This is a genomic window from Phyllobacterium brassicacearum (assembly GCF_003010955.1).
In the GTDB taxonomy this organism is placed as follows: Bacteria; Pseudomonadota; Alphaproteobacteria; order Rhizobiales; family Rhizobiaceae; genus Phyllobacterium; species Phyllobacterium brassicacearum.
On sequence record NZ_PGGO01000018.1, the window covers coordinates 34,680 to 53,428 of the forward strand.

Annotated in this window: 20 protein-coding genes and 1 tRNA gene; 7 read left to right on the top strand and 14 right to left on the bottom strand. The window is 54.3% G+C overall.

What is annotated here, in order from left to right:
• Genes CU102_RS20780 through CU102_RS20795 form a run of 4 tightly spaced genes read right to left on the bottom strand, consistent with a single transcriptional unit; the run spans position 1 to position 4,194 of the window.
• Complete coding sequence (locus CU102_RS20780; protein WP_106713014.1) at positions 1–972, bottom strand: ABC transporter permease; 972 nt, start codon at positions 970–972, stop codon at positions 1–3.
• Complete coding sequence (locus CU102_RS20785; RefSeq protein ID WP_245425455.1) at positions 972–2,117, bottom strand: ABC transporter permease; 1,146 nt, start codon at positions 2,115–2,117, stop codon at positions 972–974. The genes CU102_RS20780 and CU102_RS20785 overlap by 1 nt, the downstream gene beginning before the upstream one ends.
• Positions 2,114–2,665, bottom strand: a complete 552-nt coding sequence (locus tag CU102_RS20790; protein WP_106713015.1) for a cysteine hydrolase family protein — start codon at positions 2,663–2,665, stop codon at positions 2,114–2,116. The genes CU102_RS20785 and CU102_RS20790 overlap by 4 nt, the downstream gene beginning before the upstream one ends.
• On the bottom strand, positions 2,662–4,194 hold the full coding sequence (locus tag CU102_RS20795) for an ABC transporter ATP-binding protein (RefSeq protein ID WP_106713016.1): 1,533 nt from the start codon (positions 4,192–4,194) through the stop codon (positions 2,662–2,664). Before CU102_RS20795 ends, CU102_RS20790 begins: the two co-directional genes overlap by 4 nt.
• 173 nt (positions 4,195–4,367) lie before the next feature.
• On the opposite strand from CU102_RS20795, the gene CU102_RS20800 reads away from it, so the two are divergent.
• Together CU102_RS20800 and CU102_RS20805 are read left to right on the top strand one after the other, a co-directional pair.
• Positions 4,368–4,580, top strand: coding sequence for a SlyX family protein (locus CU102_RS20800; protein ID WP_106713017.1), 213 nt, complete (start codon positions 4,368–4,370; stop codon positions 4,578–4,580).
• A gap of 1 nt (position 4,581) precedes the next feature.
• Positions 4,582–5,055 carry a GNAT family N-acetyltransferase gene (locus CU102_RS20805; protein WP_106713018.1) on the top strand — a complete coding sequence of 158 codons (474 nt, stop codon included), beginning with the start codon at positions 4,582–4,584 and terminating at the stop codon, positions 5,053–5,055.
• Here CU102_RS20805 and CU102_RS20810 read toward each other — a convergent pair.
• The 4 genes from CU102_RS20810 to CU102_RS20830 all read right to left on the bottom strand — a co-directional run bounded on the left by CU102_RS20810 (position 5,039) and on the right by CU102_RS20830 (position 8,023).
• A complete protein-coding gene (locus CU102_RS20810; RefSeq protein WP_106713019.1) occupies positions 5,039–5,680 on the bottom strand; it encodes a LysE family translocator in 642 nt (213 codons plus the stop codon). The genes CU102_RS20805 and CU102_RS20810 overlap by 17 nt on opposite strands.
• A 99-nt stretch (positions 5,681–5,779) precedes the next feature.
• Entirely contained in the window at positions 5,780–6,775 is a 996-nt protein-coding gene (locus CU102_RS20815; protein ID WP_106713020.1) for a BMP family lipoprotein, read from the bottom strand.
• 212 nt (positions 6,776–6,987) lie between these two features.
• Positions 6,988–7,662: a peptide-methionine (S)-S-oxide reductase MsrA gene (gene msrA, locus CU102_RS20825; protein WP_106713022.1), complete on the bottom strand. Its 675-nt coding sequence runs from the start codon at positions 7,660–7,662 to the stop codon at positions 6,988–6,990.
• A gap of 37 nt (positions 7,663–7,699) precedes the next feature.
• Positions 7,700–8,023 (bottom strand): hypothetical protein, encoded by a 324-nt coding sequence (locus tag CU102_RS20830; protein WP_106713078.1) that lies wholly within the window; start codon positions 8,021–8,023, stop codon positions 7,700–7,702.
• Between the two features lie 353 nt (positions 8,024–8,376).
• Here CU102_RS20830 and CU102_RS20835 point away from each other — a divergent pair.
• Positions 8,377–8,467, top strand: a tRNA-Ser gene (locus tag CU102_RS20835).
• Between the two features lie 274 nt (positions 8,468–8,741).
• Here CU102_RS20835 and CU102_RS20840 read toward each other — a convergent pair.
• From CU102_RS20840 to CU102_RS20855, 4 genes are all read right to left on the bottom strand, one after another.
• Positions 8,742–9,161 (bottom strand): terminase small subunit, encoded by a 420-nt coding sequence (locus tag CU102_RS20840; RefSeq protein WP_166648506.1) that lies wholly within the window; start codon positions 9,159–9,161, stop codon positions 8,742–8,744.
• Between the two features lie 352 nt (positions 9,162–9,513).
• Positions 9,514–10,224, bottom strand: coding sequence for a hypothetical protein (locus CU102_RS20845; protein ID WP_245425457.1), 711 nt, complete (start codon positions 10,222–10,224; stop codon positions 9,514–9,516).
• Positions 10,225–10,839: 615 nt separating this feature from the next.
• Positions 10,840–11,478 carry a hypothetical protein gene (locus tag CU102_RS20850; protein WP_106713025.1) on the bottom strand — a complete coding sequence of 213 codons (639 nt, stop codon included), beginning with the start codon at positions 11,476–11,478 and terminating at the stop codon, positions 10,840–10,842.
• Between the two features lie 26 nt (positions 11,479–11,504).
• Entirely contained in the window at positions 11,505–11,888 is a 384-nt protein-coding gene (locus CU102_RS20855; RefSeq protein ID WP_133624620.1) for a hypothetical protein, read from the bottom strand.
• A gap of 450 nt (positions 11,889–12,338) precedes the next feature.
• Here CU102_RS20855 and CU102_RS20860 point away from each other — a divergent pair, with 450 nt between their 5' ends.
• Positions 12,339–12,590: a hypothetical protein gene (locus CU102_RS20860; protein ID WP_106713027.1), complete on the top strand. Its 252-nt coding sequence runs from the start codon at positions 12,339–12,341 to the stop codon at positions 12,588–12,590.
• 669 nt (positions 12,591–13,259) lie between these two features.
• On the opposite strand, the gene CU102_RS30495 is transcribed toward CU102_RS20860, so the two are convergent.
• Entirely contained in the window at positions 13,260–13,733 is a 474-nt protein-coding gene (locus CU102_RS30495) for a LysR family transcriptional regulator (RefSeq protein ID WP_245425459.1), read from the bottom strand.
• A gap of 457 nt (positions 13,734–14,190) precedes the next feature.
• Here CU102_RS30495 and CU102_RS20880 point away from each other — a divergent pair, with 457 nt between their 5' ends.
• Positions 14,191–15,183 (top strand): ornithine cyclodeaminase family protein, encoded by a 993-nt coding sequence (locus tag CU102_RS20880; RefSeq protein WP_106713030.1) that lies wholly within the window; start codon positions 14,191–14,193, stop codon positions 15,181–15,183.
• 180 nt (positions 15,184–15,363) lie between these two features.
• Positions 15,364–16,347, top strand: a complete 984-nt coding sequence (locus CU102_RS20885) for a threonine/serine dehydratase family protein (RefSeq protein WP_106713031.1) — start codon at positions 15,364–15,366, stop codon at positions 16,345–16,347.
• Between the two features lie 362 nt (positions 16,348–16,709).
• Here the strand turns inward: CU102_RS20885 and CU102_RS20890 are convergent, their stop codons facing one another.
• Positions 16,710–18,035, bottom strand: coding sequence for an NAD(P)/FAD-dependent oxidoreductase (locus CU102_RS20890; RefSeq protein WP_106713032.1), 1,326 nt, complete (start codon positions 18,033–18,035; stop codon positions 16,710–16,712).
• 237 nt (positions 18,036–18,272) lie between these two features.
• Between CU102_RS20890 and CU102_RS20895 the strand changes: the two genes are divergently transcribed.
• Complete coding sequence (locus tag CU102_RS20895; protein ID WP_106713079.1) at positions 18,273–18,749, top strand: Lrp/AsnC family transcriptional regulator; 477 nt, start codon at positions 18,273–18,275, stop codon at positions 18,747–18,749.

Sequence of the window (18,749 nt, forward strand, 5' to 3'; positions counted from 1 at the left end):
CTATCTTTCCTTCACATAGGCAACGCCGCCTGCCTTCGGGGGAATGGCCTTGCCAATGAACCCAGCCAGGAGGACGACGGTAAGGATATAGGGCAAGGCCTGCATGAATTGCACGGGTACCTCGCCGATGAGAGGCAGCGGATGCCCCTGCATGCGTATCGCCACCGCATCGAGAAAGCCAAAGAGCAGGCAGGCGAACATTGCCTGCACCGGACGCCACTTAGCGAAGATCAGCGCCGCAAGTGCTATGTAGCCCTTGCCCGCAGTCATATCCTTGACGAAGCCTGCGCCCTGGGCTGTCGCCAGATAGGCGCCGGCCACGCCGCACAGGACACCGCAACAGATCACCGCGCGATAACGCAGCCATGGCACCGAGACGCCGGCCGTATCCACAGCCGCAGGATTTTCGCCTACGGCGCGCAGGCGCAGGCCAAAACGCGTGCGGTAAAGCGCCCACCAGGTGAAAGGCACCATGGCAAAGGCCAGGTAAACGAGAATCGAATGGCCGGAGATCAATTCGAAATAGATCGGGCCGATGATTGGCACGTCCTTCAATGCGCTTGCGCCCGGAAGGTTGATCGGATTGAAGCGCGCCGCGTTGGGCAGCGACGGCGTCCGCCCGCCCTGGCTGAACCACGCCTGACCAAGGATGACAGTCGTACCTGCAGCGATGAAGTTGATCGCAACCCCGGAGACGATCTGGTTGCCGCGATGGGTGATCGAGGCAAACCCGTGTACGAGCCCGAGCGCTACGGATACAAGAACGGCAGCGAGCAGTGCCAGATGGGCCGAACCGAACCAGGTTGCGGCCGCACCGGCCGCGAAGGCGCCCGCCAGCATCTTGCCCTCAAGGCCGATGTCGAAGATGCCGGCGCGCTCGGAGTACAGGCCAGCCAAGCAGGCGAGCAGCAGGGGAGCAGAGAGCCGGATTGTCGAATCGAACAGCTGAAGGATCGTGGTGAACGATTCCATTATTGGCCTCCTCCCGCGATGACGGCAGGCGCTGGCTCGCGTTTGGCGCGGCCAAACCGTTGGAAAATGCGCTGCAGCGAGGGCCGGAACATGTGCTCCAGCGCGCCGGCAAACAGAATGACCAGACCCTGGATGATAACGATCATGTCGCGCGAGATGTTCGGCATGTCGAATGCTATTTCGGCGCCACCCTGATAGAGCATGCCGAAAAGGATGGCGGCAAGCACGATGCCCGCTGGATGGGACCTGCCCATCAACGCGACTGCGATCCCGACGAATCCAGCGCCCGCGACGAAATCCAGCTGGACACGGTGTTGCGCGCCCATGATCGGGTTAAGCGCCATCATTCCCGCCAGCGCGCCTGAAATCATCATGGTGATGATGATAATCCGCAGTTCACTGATGCCAGCGTAGCGGGCGGCCTTGGGGCTAAACCCCATGGTGCGGATTTCGTAACCGAGCTTGGTTCGCCAGATCAGCACCCACACCAGAAATGCCGCCAGCAACGCCAGTAGGAAACTGATGTTGAGCGGCGCCGAGCGCATATTCAGGCCCACCACATTAAGCAACCAGCCAAGGCCAGGCAGTTGCCCGCCTTCACCGAAGACGCGGGTTTCCGGCGCTTGACTGCCCATCGTTTTGAGCGGACCGACCAGAAGATAGACCATGATGCTGGCGGCAATGAAGTTGAACATAATGGTGGTGATGACGACGTGCGATCCGCGCTTGGCCTGCAGCCAGGCCGGTATCAGTGCCCACAGGGCACCGAAAATTGCCGACGCAATGATTGCCAGCGGAAATGCCAGCCACCAGGGCAGGACATTGCCAAGTCCAAGCCCGATGAGCGCAACACCCAGGCCGCCGATGTAGGCCTGACCCTCGCCACCAATATTAAACAGGCCGCAATGAAAGGCGACCGCGACACATAGACCGGTGAAGATGAAATTCGTCGCATAAAAGAGCGTGTAACCGACACCATCTCCCGAACCGAACGCACCTTTCACCATCAGGATGGCTGCATCGATCGGGCTTTCACCGACGAGCAGAACGACAAGACCGGCCACGAGAAAGGCCACGATCAGGTTGATCAGAGGCAGGAGACCATAATCGGCCCAGGCAGGCAATTTGGCAAAAGGCTGGCTCATGGTAAGGTCTCGATAATGGCTGCAGAGGTTGAGATACGGGCATATTCGCCATCGAGAATGGAAAGCGCCAAGGCATGCACATCCTCGGCCGCCCAATGCTTGCCGCGACGATCCTTGCGATCGATGCTGGCGACGGCATCCTCCGCAACGATCACCTCAAAGCCAAGATTGGCCGCCATACGAACGGTAGCGTCGACGGAATTTTCGAGCAGAACGCCCGTGATGACGAGACTGCGCACCTGCAACTCGTCCAGAACATCCATGAGGTCTGTGCCTATGAAAGCGTTGTTGGTGCGTTTATCGATGACAGGCTCGCCCATTTGCGGCGAGACTTCCGCCTTGAATTCGTTGCCCTCGGTGCCAGGCCTGTAGGGAGACTTGGGATCTGTGGAATCGTGCCGGACGTGGATAACCGGCAGCCGACGCTCACGCCACGCTGCAAGCAGACTGGCGATTGCGGCCTCGGCTTCCGGTTGGCCGCGCCGCCCCCATTGCGGATCGTCGATGGCGTTCTGCACATCGATGACAACAAGTGCCTGCGTCGTCATTCCGCCGCCTCCTGCTGTTCCACGCCGGCCATGAGCAATCCAAGCTCACCTTCGCTGGCATCGGAGTCGCGTTCGCCGACAATGCGACCCGCGAACATCACCAGAATGCGGTCGGACAGCGAGCGAATTTCATCAAGCTCCACCGAGACGAGGAGCACTGCCTTGCCCGCGTCACGCATTTCGATGATGCGCCGGTGGATGAATTCGATTGCGCCCACATCGACGCCGCGGGTTGGCTGGCCAATAATCAGAACGCCGGGATCGCGCTCCATCTCGCGTGCGAGGACGATCTTCTGCTGGTTGCCGCCGGAGAAATTGGCAGTCTTCAGTCGCGGATCACCGGGGCGAATATCATACTTCTCGATCTTCTTGCGCGCGTCGGCCTGGATTGCATCAAGGTCGAGAAACGGTCCGTTGAGATAAAGCGGATCATCGTGGTAGCCGAGGATTGAGTTTTCGTATTCTTCGAAAGCCAGAACGAGACCCATATGATGCCGGTCTTCAGGCACATGGGCGAGGCCCCTATCGCGCAACTCGCCGGGATCTGCCGCACCCGTAATATCGATGAGTTGCCCATCGAGGAGAACGCGGCCCGAAACGGCAGTGCGGATACCGGCAATCGTCTCGATGAGCTGTGATTGGCCATTTCCGGCCACGCCGGCAATACCGACGATCTCACCGCCGCGGACGGTGAAGGAGGCATTGTCCACCATCACCACGCCGCGGCTGTCGCGCACGGTCAGATCTTCGACGGAAAGCTTGATCTCGCCCGGCTTCGCCTCGCCTTTCTGCACCCGCAGAAGCACGCGGCGGCCGACCATCAGCTCGGCCAATTCTTCAACCGTCGTTTCCTCGGTTTTACGTGTTGCAACGACGGCGCCCTGGCGCATGACGGAAACGTTGTCCGTCACCGCCATGATCTCGCGCAGCTTGTGTGTGATGAGGACGATCGTCTTGCCTTGGTCCTTCAACTGTTCAAGGATGCGGAAAAGATGGTTTGCCTCCGCCGGCGTCAGCACGCCGGTAGGCTCATCAAGCACCAGGATTTCCGCGCCGCGATAGAGCGCTTTCAGGATTTCCACACGCTGCTGCAACCCGACAGGCAGTTCCTCGATCAGCGCATCGGGATCAACATCGAGCTGGTACTCCCGCTCCAGCCGCTTCAGTTCGGCACGTGCTTTGGCAATGCCATTCTTCAGAAGCGGCGCACCCTCAACGCCGAGCATGACGTTTTCGAGCACAGTGAAGTTTTCGACCAGCATGAAATGCTGGTGCACCATGCCGATGCCGAGCGCAATCGCGGCATTGGGATCAGGAATCTTGACAGCTGAACCGTCGATGCGGATTTCGCCATTATCGGCTTGATAGAAGCCGTAGAGAATGGACATCAAAGTGGATTTTCCGGCTCCATTTTCACCGATAATGCCGTGTATCGTGCCCTTCTCAACCCGCAAATGAATGTCGCGATTGGCATGAACGGCACCAAAACGCTTATCAATTCCAACAAGTTCAATCGCCGGTTCGGCCATGTCCCCATCCGCTGTTGTTCAGCTTTTGTCGTCTTTTCGAAATTTGACCCTAACACGGGATTTTTTTCTTTCCAGTCAAGAAACGCAAGATTCAACAGCCATCAAAGGCTCGCAAACTTGAATGGGGATCGATCCCGGACTAGGAAGAAGGCTGAACGTAGAGGAGACGAGCAATGACAGCCGATAATACGGACCGTTTGACCCGCCTCGAAATTCTGGTGACCGAGCAGGAAAAGACCATCGAGGAGCTCTCCGGTCAGGTCGCCGAGCAGTGGAAGGTCATCGAAGCGATGCGCCGCAAGCTGGACGCGCTGACTGACCGCTTTCTCGTCCTTGAAGAACAGGCGACACCCGATATCCCCGTAACCAAACCACCGCACTATTAAGATGATGATCAGGGTTGAACCGCTGGAAAAACACCCAGAGCTTGTGCCGCTCTGCGCGCGCTGGAATTTCCAGGAATGGGGCCAGTCTGCCGGGCGTACCAGGGAACAGACAATCGAAGCATTTCTCGGATTTATCGATCCATCAAGCCGGCAGAAAGCTTTTGTCGGCTTCACGTCCGGATTGCCTGTGGGGCTGGTCCTGCTGATCGATAATGACCTCGAAACCCACATGCATTTGAAACCATGGCTGGCCAGTCTCTATGTGATCCCCGAAATGCGGGGCAACGGGTTAGGTAAAGCCTTGGTCCAGGCGGCCGAAAACGCGGCCCGCAATCAGGGCCGCTCGGACCTTTATCTCTACACGAGTGAGGCCGATTATTATCAGCGGCTCGGCTGGCAGAAGTTTGAAGCCCTTGCCGGTGACAATGCCGGTTTTGTTGTCATGGCGAGACGGTTGGTCAAGCTCGCGTCTTGAACGCTTCGACCATCAGCTTCAACCCCAGCGCACCCATGACTGCCCCTGCACCGCGATCGATCCAAAGCTTCAGGCGGCCATAGATCAGCCGGGCGCGTGAACCCGAGAATGCGAAGGCAACAACGGCATACCAGCCAGCCTCCACACAGAACAGCATAGGCGGCAGAGCAAGGAGGAGCCACAGCGGCGGCGATGGCGGCATCAAAGCAGCGAAAATGCTGGCATAGACGATCGATGTCTTCGGATTGCTGAGCTGCGTGATCAAGCCAAGCAGAAAGGCGCGGGAAACGCTGATCCCGCTCGCCGTTTCGATGCTACCGGACAATGCCAGAGGTTCAGATGCACCACGCCATATGCGGATGGCGATGTAGACGAGATAGGCACCGCCAAGCAGTTTCAACAGCAGATACAGCCATTCGAACTGCATCAACAGTGCCGTCAGGCCCAACACCGCCAGCGCGGCGAACAATGCGCCGCCAACGCCCATGCCCAGAGCGGAAGCAAGACCATGGGTCCGCGACGACGCGACCGCAATGCGGGAAACGAGAACAAAGCTTGGACCAGGACTGATCGCACCGATCGAGATGGCGGCCAGGATACTGAGAAGAACGGCGAAGGCAGTCATGGGTTATTCTCCTTGAGCTGGCTCGATGTTACTGCAGTCCGAAAGACAAAGCCGCCGGATGAATCAACCGGCGGCTTGTGAGCATCGAAAAATCAATGCTTATTTGTATGGGCAGGCATTGTCCGTATTGTAGTTATGGACCTTGATCTTGCCGGAAATGATATCGGCCTTGGCAGACTCCACGGCTTTCTTGACATCATCCGTCAGCAGCTTGGCGTTGTTGTCGTCAGCGGCGTAATCAACGCCGGCTTCCTTGACGCCAAGAACGTTGACCCCTGCGGTGAACTTACCGTCGGCGGCGTCCTTGAAGGCATTATAGGTTGCGACGTCAACGCGCTTGAGCATCGATGTCAAAACCTTGCCCGGATGCAGGCCGTTCTGGTTGGAATCAACGCCGATGGCGAGCTTGTCGGCGTCGGCAGCGGCCTGCAGCACGCCAATGCCCGTTCCGCCCGCGGCCGCGAAGATGACATCCGAACCCTGGTCCATCTGCGACTTGGCAATTTCGCCACCCTTCGCCGGATCGTTCCAGGCAGCCGGAGTATCGCCGGTCATGTTCTGGATTACCTTGGCTTCCGGATTGGTGGCCTTGACGCCGCCGACATAGCCGCATGCAAAATTGCGGATGAGCGGGACATCCATACCGCCGATGAAGCTGACCGTACCGGTTTTCGACGATTTGGCGGCAATCACGCCAACGAGGTAGGAGCCTTCATTGTCATTGAAGACCACCGAGCGCACATTGGGCTTTTCCACGACCGCATCGATGATGACGAATTTGGTGTCCGGAAACTCTGCCGCGACTTTTTCGATTGCCGCGGCGGCGGAGAAGCCGGCGATCACGATTGGCGAATTGCCATCCGATGCGAACTTGCGCAATGCCTGCTCGCGCTGGGCCTCATTCTGGATTTCGAATTCGCGATATTTGACGCCCGAGTCAGCCGTATATTTCTCGGCGCCATTGAACGCGGCTTCATTGAAGGATTTGTCGAATTTTCCGCCAAGATCGTAAATGACGGCTGGCTTGTCATCCGCAGCAAAGGCCGAGACGGACAATGCAGTGGCAGCCAGGAGACCAAGAACAATACGCTTCATTTGATACCAACCCTCTGGATTTTGTTGAGCAGGATCAACTTGCCGTTGATTCCTGAAACCGTTGCGGCAACGTCCGATGGTGGCCGCCCCGAAACCAATCTTGCACGCCGGAAAGCAAAATTCACGCGAAAATTTTGCCTGATGGTCAAATATCGCGTGCGGCAACGCCCGCCACCCACTCCGGAGATGCAAAATCCAGTCAAATCAGGCCGTTATGTAATTTGGAGCGTCGCTCCTGCCTGTGGTATCGGACATGAAACACCGGTGCCCCGCAGTCCACAGTAACCGGCCGGATTCTTGGCCAGGTACTGCTGATGATAGTCCTCGGCATAATAGAATTCCGGTACCTCCAGAATTTCCGTGGTGATCTTGCCACGTCCCGCAGCGGTCAGTGCCTGCTGGTAGGCCACACGGCTTGCCTCCGCGGCAGCCCCCTGCTCCGGCGTGAACGTATAGATACCGGAACGGTAGGTCGTGCCAATATCGTTGCCTTGGCGCATGCCTTGCGTTGGATCATGCTCTTCCCAGAACAGCGTCAACAACTCCTCATAGCTGATTATCGCTGGGTCAAAAACCACGAGCACCACTTCATTGTGTCCAGTCAGGCCGGTACAGGTTTCCTGGTAGGTCGGATTCGGTGTGATGCCTCCGGTATAGCCTGCGGCGGTGACATAGACGCCGGGAACCTCCCAGAGCAGGCGTTCTACACCCCAGAAGCAACCCATGCCGAACATGGCGGCCTCGAGATTGTCTGGCCAAGGGCCTTTCAGAGGCCGGCCGTTGACGAAGTGCAACTCGGCGGTAGGAATTGGAGCGACACGCCCCGGAAGAGCTTCCGCTGCATTGGGCATTTTGGTTTTCTTGTTGAACATGTCGATGATGAACATCGGGATACCTCCAGGAAAGGCGCGGTCCCAAGGCAACTCAGCGCGCTGCGAAGCGCCCTACCCTGTTTTGGCGCCTGTAACCCATGGCGTAAAGCAGAAAGGCGAGCAGGGCGAAAACGATGAAGGTTGGTGTCTCGAGCACCCAGAGCATAATCGGGTCCCATAGGATGGGGTAAATATGGGTTCTGATGCTGGCTTCGGCAAGGGCGAGCGACGACGCCGAGATGGACTGCCAACTGTCCCGCAACGAGGTCATGATCAAATGCGACGCGCCGACCGAACGGGCGGCGTCAAGAACGGCGGCAATGATCGCCAGACTGAGGGCAATGTAGGCAAGGAGCCTGAAAAGCGATCGGATCACGTCTGTCTCCAACAAATAACTGCACGAACGGCATTCTAGTGCCTGACAGCAGCCGAATGAATTCAATTCTGCCGGTATTTTGATGGCACGAGGTGGATTATACGAGAAAATTCCCAACAAATTCAGCCAGGAACTGGCGAAATTACGGCAAAGCACAATTATGTTGAAATAGGAGTTGAACAAGCGACTGTTCTGACTATAGTGCGCGCCGCACGGGGTCGCTGTCGGCTAACCATCGGCAAGCGTTGCGTGCCCATCCAAGATTGAGTGACCGATGGTTGACGGTGCTCTCGAAGCCGGAGCTTTCCGGCTGAGAAAATTTGACCCATCCGGCCAAATGCCGGATGTGAGACGGAGAGGTGGCCGAGTGGTTGAAGGCGCACGCCTGGAAAGTGTGTTTACGTCAAAAGCGTAACGCGGGTTCGAATCCCGCTCTCTCCGCCAGCATACGTTAGTACAGCGTTGATTTTCCGATGTTTTTAGAACCAAGTGAAAATCATCCTGCACCTTTTCCTGCACCTTGGCGGCGCACTGCCAGCTAATTTTCGCTGTCAATCGCTGCCTTTCGTTCTATCCCGATCACCCTTTCCACGCGATTTTTACCGGCGGTGGCGCTCTCCGGCGGCGCGCTCCATTCTCCACTGTACGATGACCTCGACCAGCCCGCGAAGAGACGGCGGTCTCAGTTCGGTGTCGGTCCGTCGTCGCTGTGTGGCGATCACGGGGAGAACTGTGCCCGCCATTCCTCCTCACTCAACTCGAACAGCTTCGTCGGCAATGGTGCTGGCCGGTGCATAACCACCTGCTCGGAGCGGTCGATCAGGAAGCCGTGCATTTTTGCGATGAGCTCCAGCGCGCTGACAGCGGCCGCATATTTCCCATCTATCATTGCTTGCCGTTTGATCTCGAACAGGTCGCGGGTCAAGCCTTCAACAGTAACCATGGTCTTGGCCTGCACCTCGTTCTGCAATTCTGCTACCCTAGCCGCCACCTGAGTATTTCTGAGCAGCTTCGCGGCATTCACCTCGGCGGAATTGCCCGTGGCGCGATAGGCCCTGCTGTAAGCACGCGAGGCCGGGCCGCCCTGAACAACGGCCTGTGCGAACGCCTCCCACTTGAGGTTTGACAGTGCTGGCATGGAAAAGATTACCATTTTCCGCGCAGTCGTCTAAAGCAAATACTGAGGCTTCGGAAGGGACGCGCTGTCGATAGGACGGTCGCGTTGTTAATAACATCAAAAATTCTTATGAATTCTTCCGGCCGCAACCATCAAGTATGTCCACGTCAGGCGTACGGCGTGTAAAGACTACGATCGTTGTCACAGTGTTATGGCGGTTTAAATGTCTTTAAGGTCCATGAATGAACGGTATGCTCGCTTCTTAGATCATGGTTTTTTGCACCTGAGCTGCCCCCATGCTTCTCGACGCATAGTTTTGGAGCTATGGCATGCACCACCTATCGTCCTTCTCTCGACGGTACGTGCGTTTTGATCAATGAGTTGTTGAGTCGAGCAATTTTGTTCGCTCGGATAGGAAACGGTCGATATTCGATTTCCCTTTTGTAGTCCAAAATGCAGCATCGGCTTGATACGAGTATCCCATGAGCTTCGCAGGGATGTCGAACGTCGAGAAGTCCCAAAAACGGCTAGTTGCAATCGTACAGATGTAGTGTGGCAGTATCTGATCAATATGATATCTGGGCCTACTTTTGAATGTCACTGCGAGACTACGTGCAAGAGTGTCAGCAAGACGCATTGAACCCGCAGAAGAATGAAAAAACACAGCAGATGCGAGTACCTTGCGAGTTGGGCGATTCATATGTGGGCGAAAGATAAATCCTCCACTATGCTTGAGAGAGGTTCGATCAAATAGCCCCCAAGGCGAAAAGTTCATTACCGCATCAACGTCAATTATCAAAAGGCGGTCGATGCCTCTGGCGAGTATCGATGGTGCTAACAAAAAACGGGCCGAAGTGTAATAAATCGCGCGGTTGTTTACCGAAGCAGCAAGGGCGCATTGATCAACTGTATAAGTTAGCTTTACCCAAATAAGTTTTCTTTTCAGCTCTTCGGCCTTTTGGATGACCGCATCGGACGGTTCAAGAAGGTGTAGGTGCAGCGAATGTGTGCTTTCTATCCGCTCCATTGAACGGATCAGATCAATTGCGAATGTGTAAAAGTACGCATCATTACAGGCAGCCAAAATTAGGTCCGAACTCTCTGTTCGGGAGTCGGTAGATCGCCCCATATGCTGTTTGCAAACGCCGTGATTTCCGACTTGCCAAAAGTTGTCGATGTCAGTGCTCGTCGCGCATTCCTGCGAAGTAATAATTTAACTAGCGGGGAATGACGACTTGTGGCCTTGTCGACTATTCTCGTAATTATGGCCATCCAAGATGCAGCTTTCTTATGGCAAGCCTTAAAGGCGATAAAGAGATGGAAATCAAAGAAGGATGAGTAGGTCAGCTCCTTGGAAAGTTTAATAAAATTCACCACTGGCGAAGTCAAGGCTCGGCGCCTTGGAGCTTTGGGGATGCATCTAGCGGGATGCCTGCTCTTGGTGAACGCCTTCTCTTCAGACCTACCATAGTCACCATCAAGCATCCCCAGTCCACCGCGGATACAGCAGCGAGGTGGACTTCGATCTGCTTCAACCACTTCCCTCCCTCACAGGGTCTCTGGCCCGCCTGCGCCGCCAGTCAGGTATGACTTCAGACCACAACCACAACAATGAGCTGACTGATCGACATCTAGAGTTCCGGGATAGGCTTGTCTCGACAACCAAATTTCCCGCCGGTCCCGCTATTCTTGGATTAAGTCAGCGGCACCAGTCCTTGACGCGCTCGCCTTTCCTGTTGACGAAGGCGATGTAGGGCTGTGGATTGGTGGAGTGGAATACAGCCACGTAATGCCCATACTTGGTGCGGCCCTTGGCGAGGTAGGAACCAGCGCCGTTCTTCGCGAAGTGCCCATCATCGACACTGTACATGTTCTTGCCGATGGCAATGGTGCCGTTGTTGTAGATGCTCACCCCGTACAACGATCCTGTTGCCGTCGACTGGCAGGTCATCGACCAGTCGTTGTAGTTGGGCGCATAGGATGGGGCTGGCGTTGGCTGCACGGGCGTGGGTGTTGGCGCATAGCTGAGCGGCGGCACGTATTGAGGCACCGCCGCTGTCGTCTGTGGTGGCTCATCGCCGGGTGTGATCACGGTCGAGAAGCCTTCGGCCGCGAGCTCGTTGGACTTGAGCCAGCTGATATTATCGTGCGGCGCGGTAATCATCTTGCCAATGATACTGTCGGGCGTACCGTAGCGCTTGAACTCGCGGGCGATGTTGGTGTTGTCGGCCTTGGCACTGTCGTCCTCGAACGACCGGTTGACGTTTGGGTAATAGCTGCCAAGCGAATGGACTGATTTGGGTTCCGGATAAAAGATTGAGGCCCAAGCTCCAAGCACGGTCGCTTTTCCAGAAGATTCGCAATTTACCCACAGAGGCGTACAATCATCACATCGTCGGGTACGTTAGAGGCCCATCGGCGCTTGAGAGATGAGATGTGCTCCCGCCAGAGGATGAGCACCTCATGCCATTTTTCACGTTTGACCACGATTACACTCAAGAGGAACTGCGCATCTTGGGAAGGGCGCACCGTCGGGCTTGTCAATTCCTTGGCCGCGACCCGCTTCTGCATCCACTGGCTGAACGTGTCGCCCTCACGGTCATGATTTTCTTTGAGCGCGGTGAACGTGACTTTGGTCGACTGGCCGGCATGGCGGTCAAGCGCGAACTCTACTTGTTGAGTCTCGACACTAGCGATCCACACAAGCTGAATTGAAGCACATGAGTGGCTCGAGGCTGGGGCTGTCATGCTGATATCTTCGCATACTGATCAAGTTCATCCTGGTACAACCGCTCAGCCATCCATTTATGGAGGAGGCCATCAATCTGGTTTTCCGGTACGCCCTCTGTAACGAAGCTTGTCTCTGCCTTCCTCTGGGCTTGATAGTGGATCTAGTGGGTATTCAGAAACATCTACCTCTCGCGTATGCGTAGGCACTAAACCAGGGGAGTGCAGCGGGTAATTAATTGGACTTAGGCCACGACTAAACAATACTAGAATCATGACCGCCTGACGCTACGGGTATATTCTGATCCGGCTAACCGCGAAGCGCGACCCCAGACCCCCAATACCCCGCCTTTGCGGTGTGGCCTTGGGAGGAGTGGAGACAACACGACAGGGTCCCCACCCGCGGCTTCTTGCTCCTCCCCTTTTTGGCGCACATAGCGGGGACTGGGCGATTAAATCGGGGGTATCGATATGGTCAAGCAGGATTTAGATGAACCGGCGACACTGTATTTCCCGCCAAAGTCTGGCGAGGGTGTCGCGGCCGATCGCGAAACGAAGCCCTTTGATGCCTTGCACAAGGCGCTTCTATTCGCCGTTGACGGGATTGAAGATCCTCGCAAGGATTTGACGTATATCGTGACGGGCTCGGGTTCACGGTTTGGATGGGATGAAATCAAGGTTCTCTATGAACACGTCCTCATAGCACAAACGCAGAGCAAGTAGGCGCCGTCATCATCTTTCCAGAGGACAACACTCAGTTGGCGGAGATCAGGGAAATGGACAACGTTGCTCATGCCACTTCCCGCTCCAACACGATGATTTGCCTCCACCCTTCGACCGTGGGATCTGATAGACCGTTTCGAGCGCCGCACGCTTTATCAACGCCGGCATGGCATCGATGACGTTCAATGGCCTGTTCTCTCCCCAGGCAAGAAGATCAAGCTGTATCATGCGATGCCTCGCTCTTCCGCTTGCCAGTCGTCAATGTCGGATTGGTATAGGCATCCTGACATCAATCGTTTGAGCGCATCGCTCGTGCGGTGGGCGGGTATTCCCCTTCTTTGGAGAAACGATCGTCCCGCTTCGATACTGGACGGTTTGGAGAACGGCTCTTGAGGTTGGTCGTCTCTCGCGTGTGTATGCGTAGACACTAACCCTTCTTTCTCCAAAGCCCGACTTTCATCTGACGGTGACGCTGAGTCTGAATATGAAGGTGATTGTGATTGTGAAGGTGATTGCTTTCCATCGGCTTTAGCCTGATCGATGAGCACGCGCGCCGAGACAAAGGAGTTCCATGATATGAATGGGCCTTCGTTGAGTTCTGCGGGACCAAGCTGCGAGCGGTCAGCGAAAGGATGGTCTTTTGGAACCGCGGCTATATACGGACTACTACTAAATATCTCGGTGCGAAATCCGGACCGGCGCCTCCGCGAGCCCGAAATCGATCTGTTGGGCAGCGGCCCACTCCTCGATTTTGACGGACAATCGCACAAGTAGAGTAACCTTCGTCTTGGGCCAGTCGATCCTGAAGCGAGCCAAAAGCTGAGGGATAATGCTGATACCCAATGCCGGCATTGCTGCAACGCTTATTTGTCCTCCCTCACCTTGAGCCAGCCGTTCGGAAAAGGTGCGCAAAGCCTCCAACGAAACGTACGCACGTTCAATCTCGTCAAGGAGCAATTGTGCCGTTGGAGTGGGAGTGATAAGGCCTTTGCGCCTTTCAAACAAAGAGACTCCAAGTTCATATTCCAACTTGTCGATCAACCTGCTCACCGCGGGCTGACTTCGTCCGAGGATTTCCGCCGCACCACTGATTGTCCCCGTCAACATGACCGATCTGAACGCCGCCAAGTAAAGAAAATTCATTCCAGTCCAATCGCCTCAAGGTACCGTCATGCCGATTCTGAGTTTGGCAATCTGAAGAATCCGGTTTAACTCCATCAGTTTGTGTGCGAAGCGGCTCGAGCCGGCCCGCCGACGAAATGACTGCGGCATCATGTTAGCAAGAGGGCCGTAGCAATAGCTTTCGCAGACGGAGCTGGAAACCAATGCAAAGTGTGCATTTGGGGAGAACTCGACATTTTCTGCTGCGTACCCGATGCAATAATGCTCGCACGTATTCAGGTAATGCATTCTGGGAGACGTCTAACAAACATAAGCATCAGATCCCATTTTATCATCGTGATCACGTTTGTGTCGATCCTGACGGCCCAAGCTCAACATGTCCTACTTTTGAACATGCGCCTTCTATCTGAAGAGTGTCAAGCTTTCGGCCGCAAGCATATGGCGTTCGGCCTGAACTTAAAAAATAGAGAGATAATGCATGAAAACGCTGCTGCTTAAAAAAGAGGAAGTTAGCAGATTAATCTGCGTTAGCGAAGTCATCTGTACGGTGGAAGAGGCATACAAAGCCTTTAACAGTGATCAGGTGGAACAACCTGACTATATTGGGATACATCTCCCCTCGCCTCGTGGGGAAATTGATTTCAAGGTTGGTTATGACAAAGCCAACGAAGTAATCTCCATGAAAGCGTCCTCTGGAGGGTTCATCAACAACCCAACAGCACACGGCCTGCCTAGTGGCATGGGGACCATTTTGCTGCTTGATGCCAGGAGTTGTGCGTTAATTTGCGTTATGGATGGAAGTTTGATCACGGGTCTCAGAACCGGAGCGTCTGGGGCCGTTTCCGTAAAAGCACTGGCAAGGAAAAATGCAAAAAAAATTACGTCGATCGGGACGGGAAATCAGGCAAGAATGCAAATCCGGATGATCAACGAGACTATGAAAATTGAAGAGATTCACGCATGGGACCGTAACCCGCATACGCTCTCCAAATACAAGACGGATATCGAAAGCGAATTTGGCATTCCTGTAATCATGGCAAACTCCAAAAAAGAAGCCGTTGAGCAGGCCGATATCTTGATTACGACGACCCGCGGAAAAGGGTCGCTTGTGGAACCAGAATGGGTGAAACCCGGTACACACATTGTTGCAATCGGTACAGATCAGCAAGGTAAACAAGAACTAGGTCCAGAGATTTTTAGGAATGCAAAAGTAGTCGTTGACTCAATTGCGCAGTGCACCGAAAAGGGCGAAACGTGGCATCCATTAAATAAAAATATCATCACAAAAGACGATATCCATGGAGAAATCGGCGAGATATTGCTGGGTAAAAAGCCAGGAAGAGAAAATGATGATGAAGTAACCATTTTCGACTCCACAGGAATGGCCATACAGGACAATGTAACGTCGATCAAAATTTATCGAAATGCAATAGAAAGAGACATTGGAACTTTCTTCGAGTTCTTTGAATAATGATTTTAGAGACTTCGCACAGTAAAGTTGCTTTTAAAATTCCCGCCAAGAGGGCCGTGCGTGTGCGGTACACTGCGAGCAAATGCGAGGATTGGTCCCAAAAATAAAATCAACATCGATCAAAGCTTCCTCTTATGTTCAGAGGAACGTAATTCTTGAAGTTGAAAGGCGACAGGGAATATGCGCAACTACCCAACAATGCAGGACATTCGGGAAGCCCAGAAAAGGCTGGCACCCCACATCAGGCATACGCCGTTGTTGCGAGCAGAAAAAATAGAGGAAGCTGTTGGTTGTCAGCTATATCTTAAACCTGAAACCTTGCAAATTACTGGCGCGTTTAAAATTCGCGGCGCTCTCAACAAGGCACTTTCGCTCCCAAGAAAAGAGATCGCAAACGGCATCATTGCCTCTTCGTCGGGCAATCATGCCCAAGGGCTTTCTTATGCGGCAAGGATGCTGGGCGTAAAAGTGATATTGGTACTCCCGGTTACTACGCCAAAAATTAAAATTGCCAATACAAAAGCCCTTGGTGCAGAAGTCATTCTCTTTGATGGGGATACTGCTGCCAGATGGAAGAGGGTCTATGAAATCGCTGAAGAAAACAAATATGCGACTATTCACGGTTTTGAGGACCCCATGGTAATGGCTGGCCAGGGAACAATAGGGTGCGAAATACTGGAGGACTTGGAAGATGTGGATACGGTCATTATTCCCGTCGGCGGCGGAGGCCTTATCTCGGGAATCGCGACGGCTATCAAGGAAACGAAACCATCAGTGCGCGTTATAGGCGCAGAACCTGCCTTAACACCGAAGTATTTTCACAGCCGGATAAATAAAGAACGTACGTCGTTTCCCTTAAAAGAAACCATTGCGGATGGCTTGAGAATAAGTGTTCCGGGTAGAAACCCGTATCCTATTATTGAAACGTATGTGGATGAGATTATTCTCGTTAACGACGAACATATCATCGCAGGTATGCGTACTCTTGCCAAAGATGCGAAATTGATCGCTGAACCGGCCGCCTCGATTGGTGTTGGTGCTTTGTTGGCCGGCTCCATAAAAGTCAAACCGGACGAAAAGGTTTGCGCGGTGTTGACTGGAGGGAACTGGGACTTATGCGACCTTGCTGAGATATACAAAGGCGCTGAGAGTAAAGAAAGATGAAGACTGGACAGATGGGCATGCGCTCGTGGTGACATGCCATGCCAGCGCGCCGGTCCGCCCGGTGCGCCATCTGACACGAAAAGAGCCGCCCCATCGTCGACGGCTTCGCATCATGGCTAGTCAAGGAACGGATTCCCTAGGCAGAAGACTAAGCTTGCAGTCGCGGGCGTTAAGTAACACACCGTGCAAGAGGACTTATTTAATCTTCGATCTTCCGCCGATCCCTAGGCTGGTAGCCGCACTACTCGCTCTGCAAGTAGGGCGGTGTCGCAACAATGCTGTACTGTGATTTTGGGCCTCTCGTTCGCTGAAAATCCGCTCTGATGCATCTAAATGGGACGAGTAGTAATCGCGAACCATGTCTAGAAATCAGCGACATTTCCCCATGCGCTGCGGTTTAAGCGCTCTGGCTTGTAGGGATTTGGATCGACTAGCGGTGAACGGCCTGTGATTAGGTCGGCTATCATATGACCGGCACCGGGGCCGATCCCAAAACCATGCCCGCTGAATCCAGCCGCAAGAATAAAGCCTGGTACAGCCTCTATTTCCCCGATCGCCGGGACACCATCCGGCGTACTATCAATATATCCGGCCCAGCGGTTGGCAATCGGAAATTTGGCTAATTCCGGTAATAGTTTCTTCGCTCTTTGATAGGTAAGGCGGATCTGTCCTTCATCAGGCTTCGGGTCAAGAATACGATTCTTTTCCATCGGAGTGATGTCATCGAGTGACCACTTTTTCAACGTTTCATGTCCCTCACACCAGCCGCCAAGCCCACCGGGGGCAAGGCTGCGCCAGCGGCGTATGAACATGGGAATGAACTCGCGGCTGAACCGCAATTGCTGCGGTGTTGTATCTACTCGCGCGCGCCCGCTGATCGCCAGAGTATATCCTCCATCCATGCGGCGAGTTATCGATACTTGCGATGTGTGTAATGCATCCGGCAAGTCCATCGCTCCGGGCGCGACAGAAAGAATAGAAGCACGAACGGCCGCCTGTGGAAACCGAATGCCCACCTGGTTGCAGAAGGACGAGGCCCACGCGCCACCAGCCATTACCACCGTCTTGGTGCGGATCACTCCGGCTTCTGTGACCACTCCGGTCACCCGACCTGCACTCAGTTCCAAACCACGTGCCGCGCAATTCTGATGCACTGTGCCTCCAGCCGCCATGATGCCCCTTGCAATAACCGGAACGGCTCTCGACGGATCAGCGACTCCGTCAGTTGGCGAGAAGACACCACCTTTCCATAAGTATGTCGTTGCGGTGCCGCGTTCGGCAGCTTCTGCCGCGCTCAGCATATGTGTCTCTACACCAACGGTTTTTGCAAAATCACGCCATTTCGCCCAGCTGGCTATTTCAGCTTCATCCTGCGAAAGATAGAGCAATCCGCATCTGCGAAAACCCGCATCCTCGCCGGTTTCCTCAGCAACCTTATCCCACAACTCAAGACTTCTAGTGGCCATCGGCAGTTCCCGCGCATCGCGGTTCTGTTGACGACACCAGCCCCAGTTGCGGCTCGACTGCTCGGCGGCAACTCGCCCTTTTTCTAAGAGGGCAACCTTCACACCGCTGCGGGCGAGGTAATAGGCTGTAAATACACCAACAACGCCGCCTCCTATGACGACAACATCCGCCTCGTCGGGTAAAGTCGGGCTGGTTTCAATATGCAATAGGGGCGCAGGCATGGGTACAACTCCCGGTGTTTCTGCATCCTAACGCGGTGAGCGCCGAGTCATGCTTCGGAGTTTGATCTTACACAGAATTTCCTGTGGTTTGCCGTGCCTTTAGCAGGCGATTATTGCATCCAATCAAGGTCTGCATCGCACCTGAACTGAATATCATCAACACGGTCTGAAGCGATTGCAGCATAGAATGAAAAAGACGATATTCTTTTTTCACAGTACTAAATGATTGGTATTTCCATGAAGCTGGACAAAATAGATATTAAAATTCTATCCCAGATGCAAAAGAACGGACGGATAACCAATGTCGAGCTTGCCGAACTCGTCAATCTTTCTCCCAGTCCCTGCCTGATGCGGGTAAAGAGGCTCCAGTCAGAAGGCTATATCACAGGTTATTCAGCGCAGATCGACGTTTCAAAACTTGGTCAGACACTGACGGTATTCACCGAGATCACGCTAAAGAACCATCGCCAGACCGACTTTGCACGGTTTCTTACCACCGTCGGAAAGGTCGATTCGGTCATCGAGTGTCACTTGGTTTCCGGTGGTTACGATTATCTTATGAAATTCGTCACCCCAGGGATTGTTGAATATCAGACCATTATGGAACGTCTCATCGACATGGATATCGGCATAGACAAATATTTCAGTTTTGTCGTGCTCAAATCCCCTATCGTGAAAGCTCATCTTCCCTTGGATGTGATCTTCACTGAGTAG

Excerpts from the sequence above, each read along its gene's own strand:
- CU102_RS20890 (WP_106713032.1), bottom strand. The coding sequence starts at position 18,035 with ATGCCTGCGCCCCTATTGCATATTGAAACCAGCCCGACTTTACCCGAC.
- CU102_RS20795 (WP_106713016.1), bottom strand. The coding sequence starts at position 4,194 with ATGGCCGAACCGGCGATTGAACTTGTTGGAATTGATAAGCGTTTTGGT.
- CU102_RS20885 (WP_106713031.1), top strand. The coding sequence starts at position 15,364 with ATGCGCAACTACCCAACAATGCAGGACATTCGGGAAGCCCAGAAAAGG.
- CU102_RS20815 (WP_106713020.1), bottom strand. The coding sequence starts at position 6,775 with ATGAAGCGTATTGTTCTTGGTCTCCTGGCTGCCACTGCATTGTCCGTC.
- CU102_RS20785 (WP_245425455.1), bottom strand. The coding sequence starts at position 2,117 with ATGAGCCAGCCTTTTGCCAAATTGCCTGCCTGGGCCGATTATGGTCTC.
- CU102_RS20860 (WP_106713027.1), top strand. The coding sequence starts at position 12,339 with ATGGTCAAGCAGGATTTAGATGAACCGGCGACACTGTATTTCCCGCCA.
- CU102_RS20805 (WP_106713018.1), top strand. The coding sequence starts at position 4,582 with ATGATGATCAGGGTTGAACCGCTGGAAAAACACCCAGAGCTTGTGCCG.
- CU102_RS20800 (WP_106713017.1), top strand. The coding sequence starts at position 4,368 with ATGACAGCCGATAATACGGACCGTTTGACCCGCCTCGAAATTCTGGTG.
- CU102_RS20790 (WP_106713015.1), bottom strand. The coding sequence starts at position 2,665 with ATGACGACGCAGGCACTTGTTGTCATCGATGTGCAGAACGCCATCGAC.
- CU102_RS20840 (WP_166648506.1), bottom strand. The coding sequence starts at position 9,161 with ATGCCAGCACTGTCAAACCTCAAGTGGGAGGCGTTCGCACAGGCCGTT.
- CU102_RS20810 (WP_106713019.1), bottom strand. The coding sequence starts at position 5,680 with ATGACTGCCTTCGCCGTTCTTCTCAGTATCCTGGCCGCCATCTCGATC.
- CU102_RS20780 (WP_106713014.1), bottom strand. The coding sequence starts at position 972 with ATGGAATCGTTCACCACGATCCTTCAGCTGTTCGATTCGACAATCCGG.
- CU102_RS20855 (WP_133624620.1), bottom strand. The coding sequence starts at position 11,888 with ATGACAGCCCCAGCCTCGAGCCACTCATGTGCTTCAATTCAGCTTGTG.
- CU102_RS30495 (WP_245425459.1), bottom strand. The coding sequence starts at position 13,733 with ATGAATTTTCTTTACTTGGCGGCGTTCAGATCGGTCATGTTGACGGGG.
- CU102_RS20895 (WP_106713079.1), top strand. The coding sequence starts at position 18,273 with ATGAAGCTGGACAAAATAGATATTAAAATTCTATCCCAGATGCAAAAG.
- msrA (WP_106713022.1), bottom strand. The coding sequence starts at position 7,662 with ATGTTCATCATCGACATGTTCAACAAGAAAACCAAAATGCCCAATGCA.
- CU102_RS20880 (WP_106713030.1), top strand. The coding sequence starts at position 14,191 with ATGAAAACGCTGCTGCTTAAAAAAGAGGAAGTTAGCAGATTAATCTGC.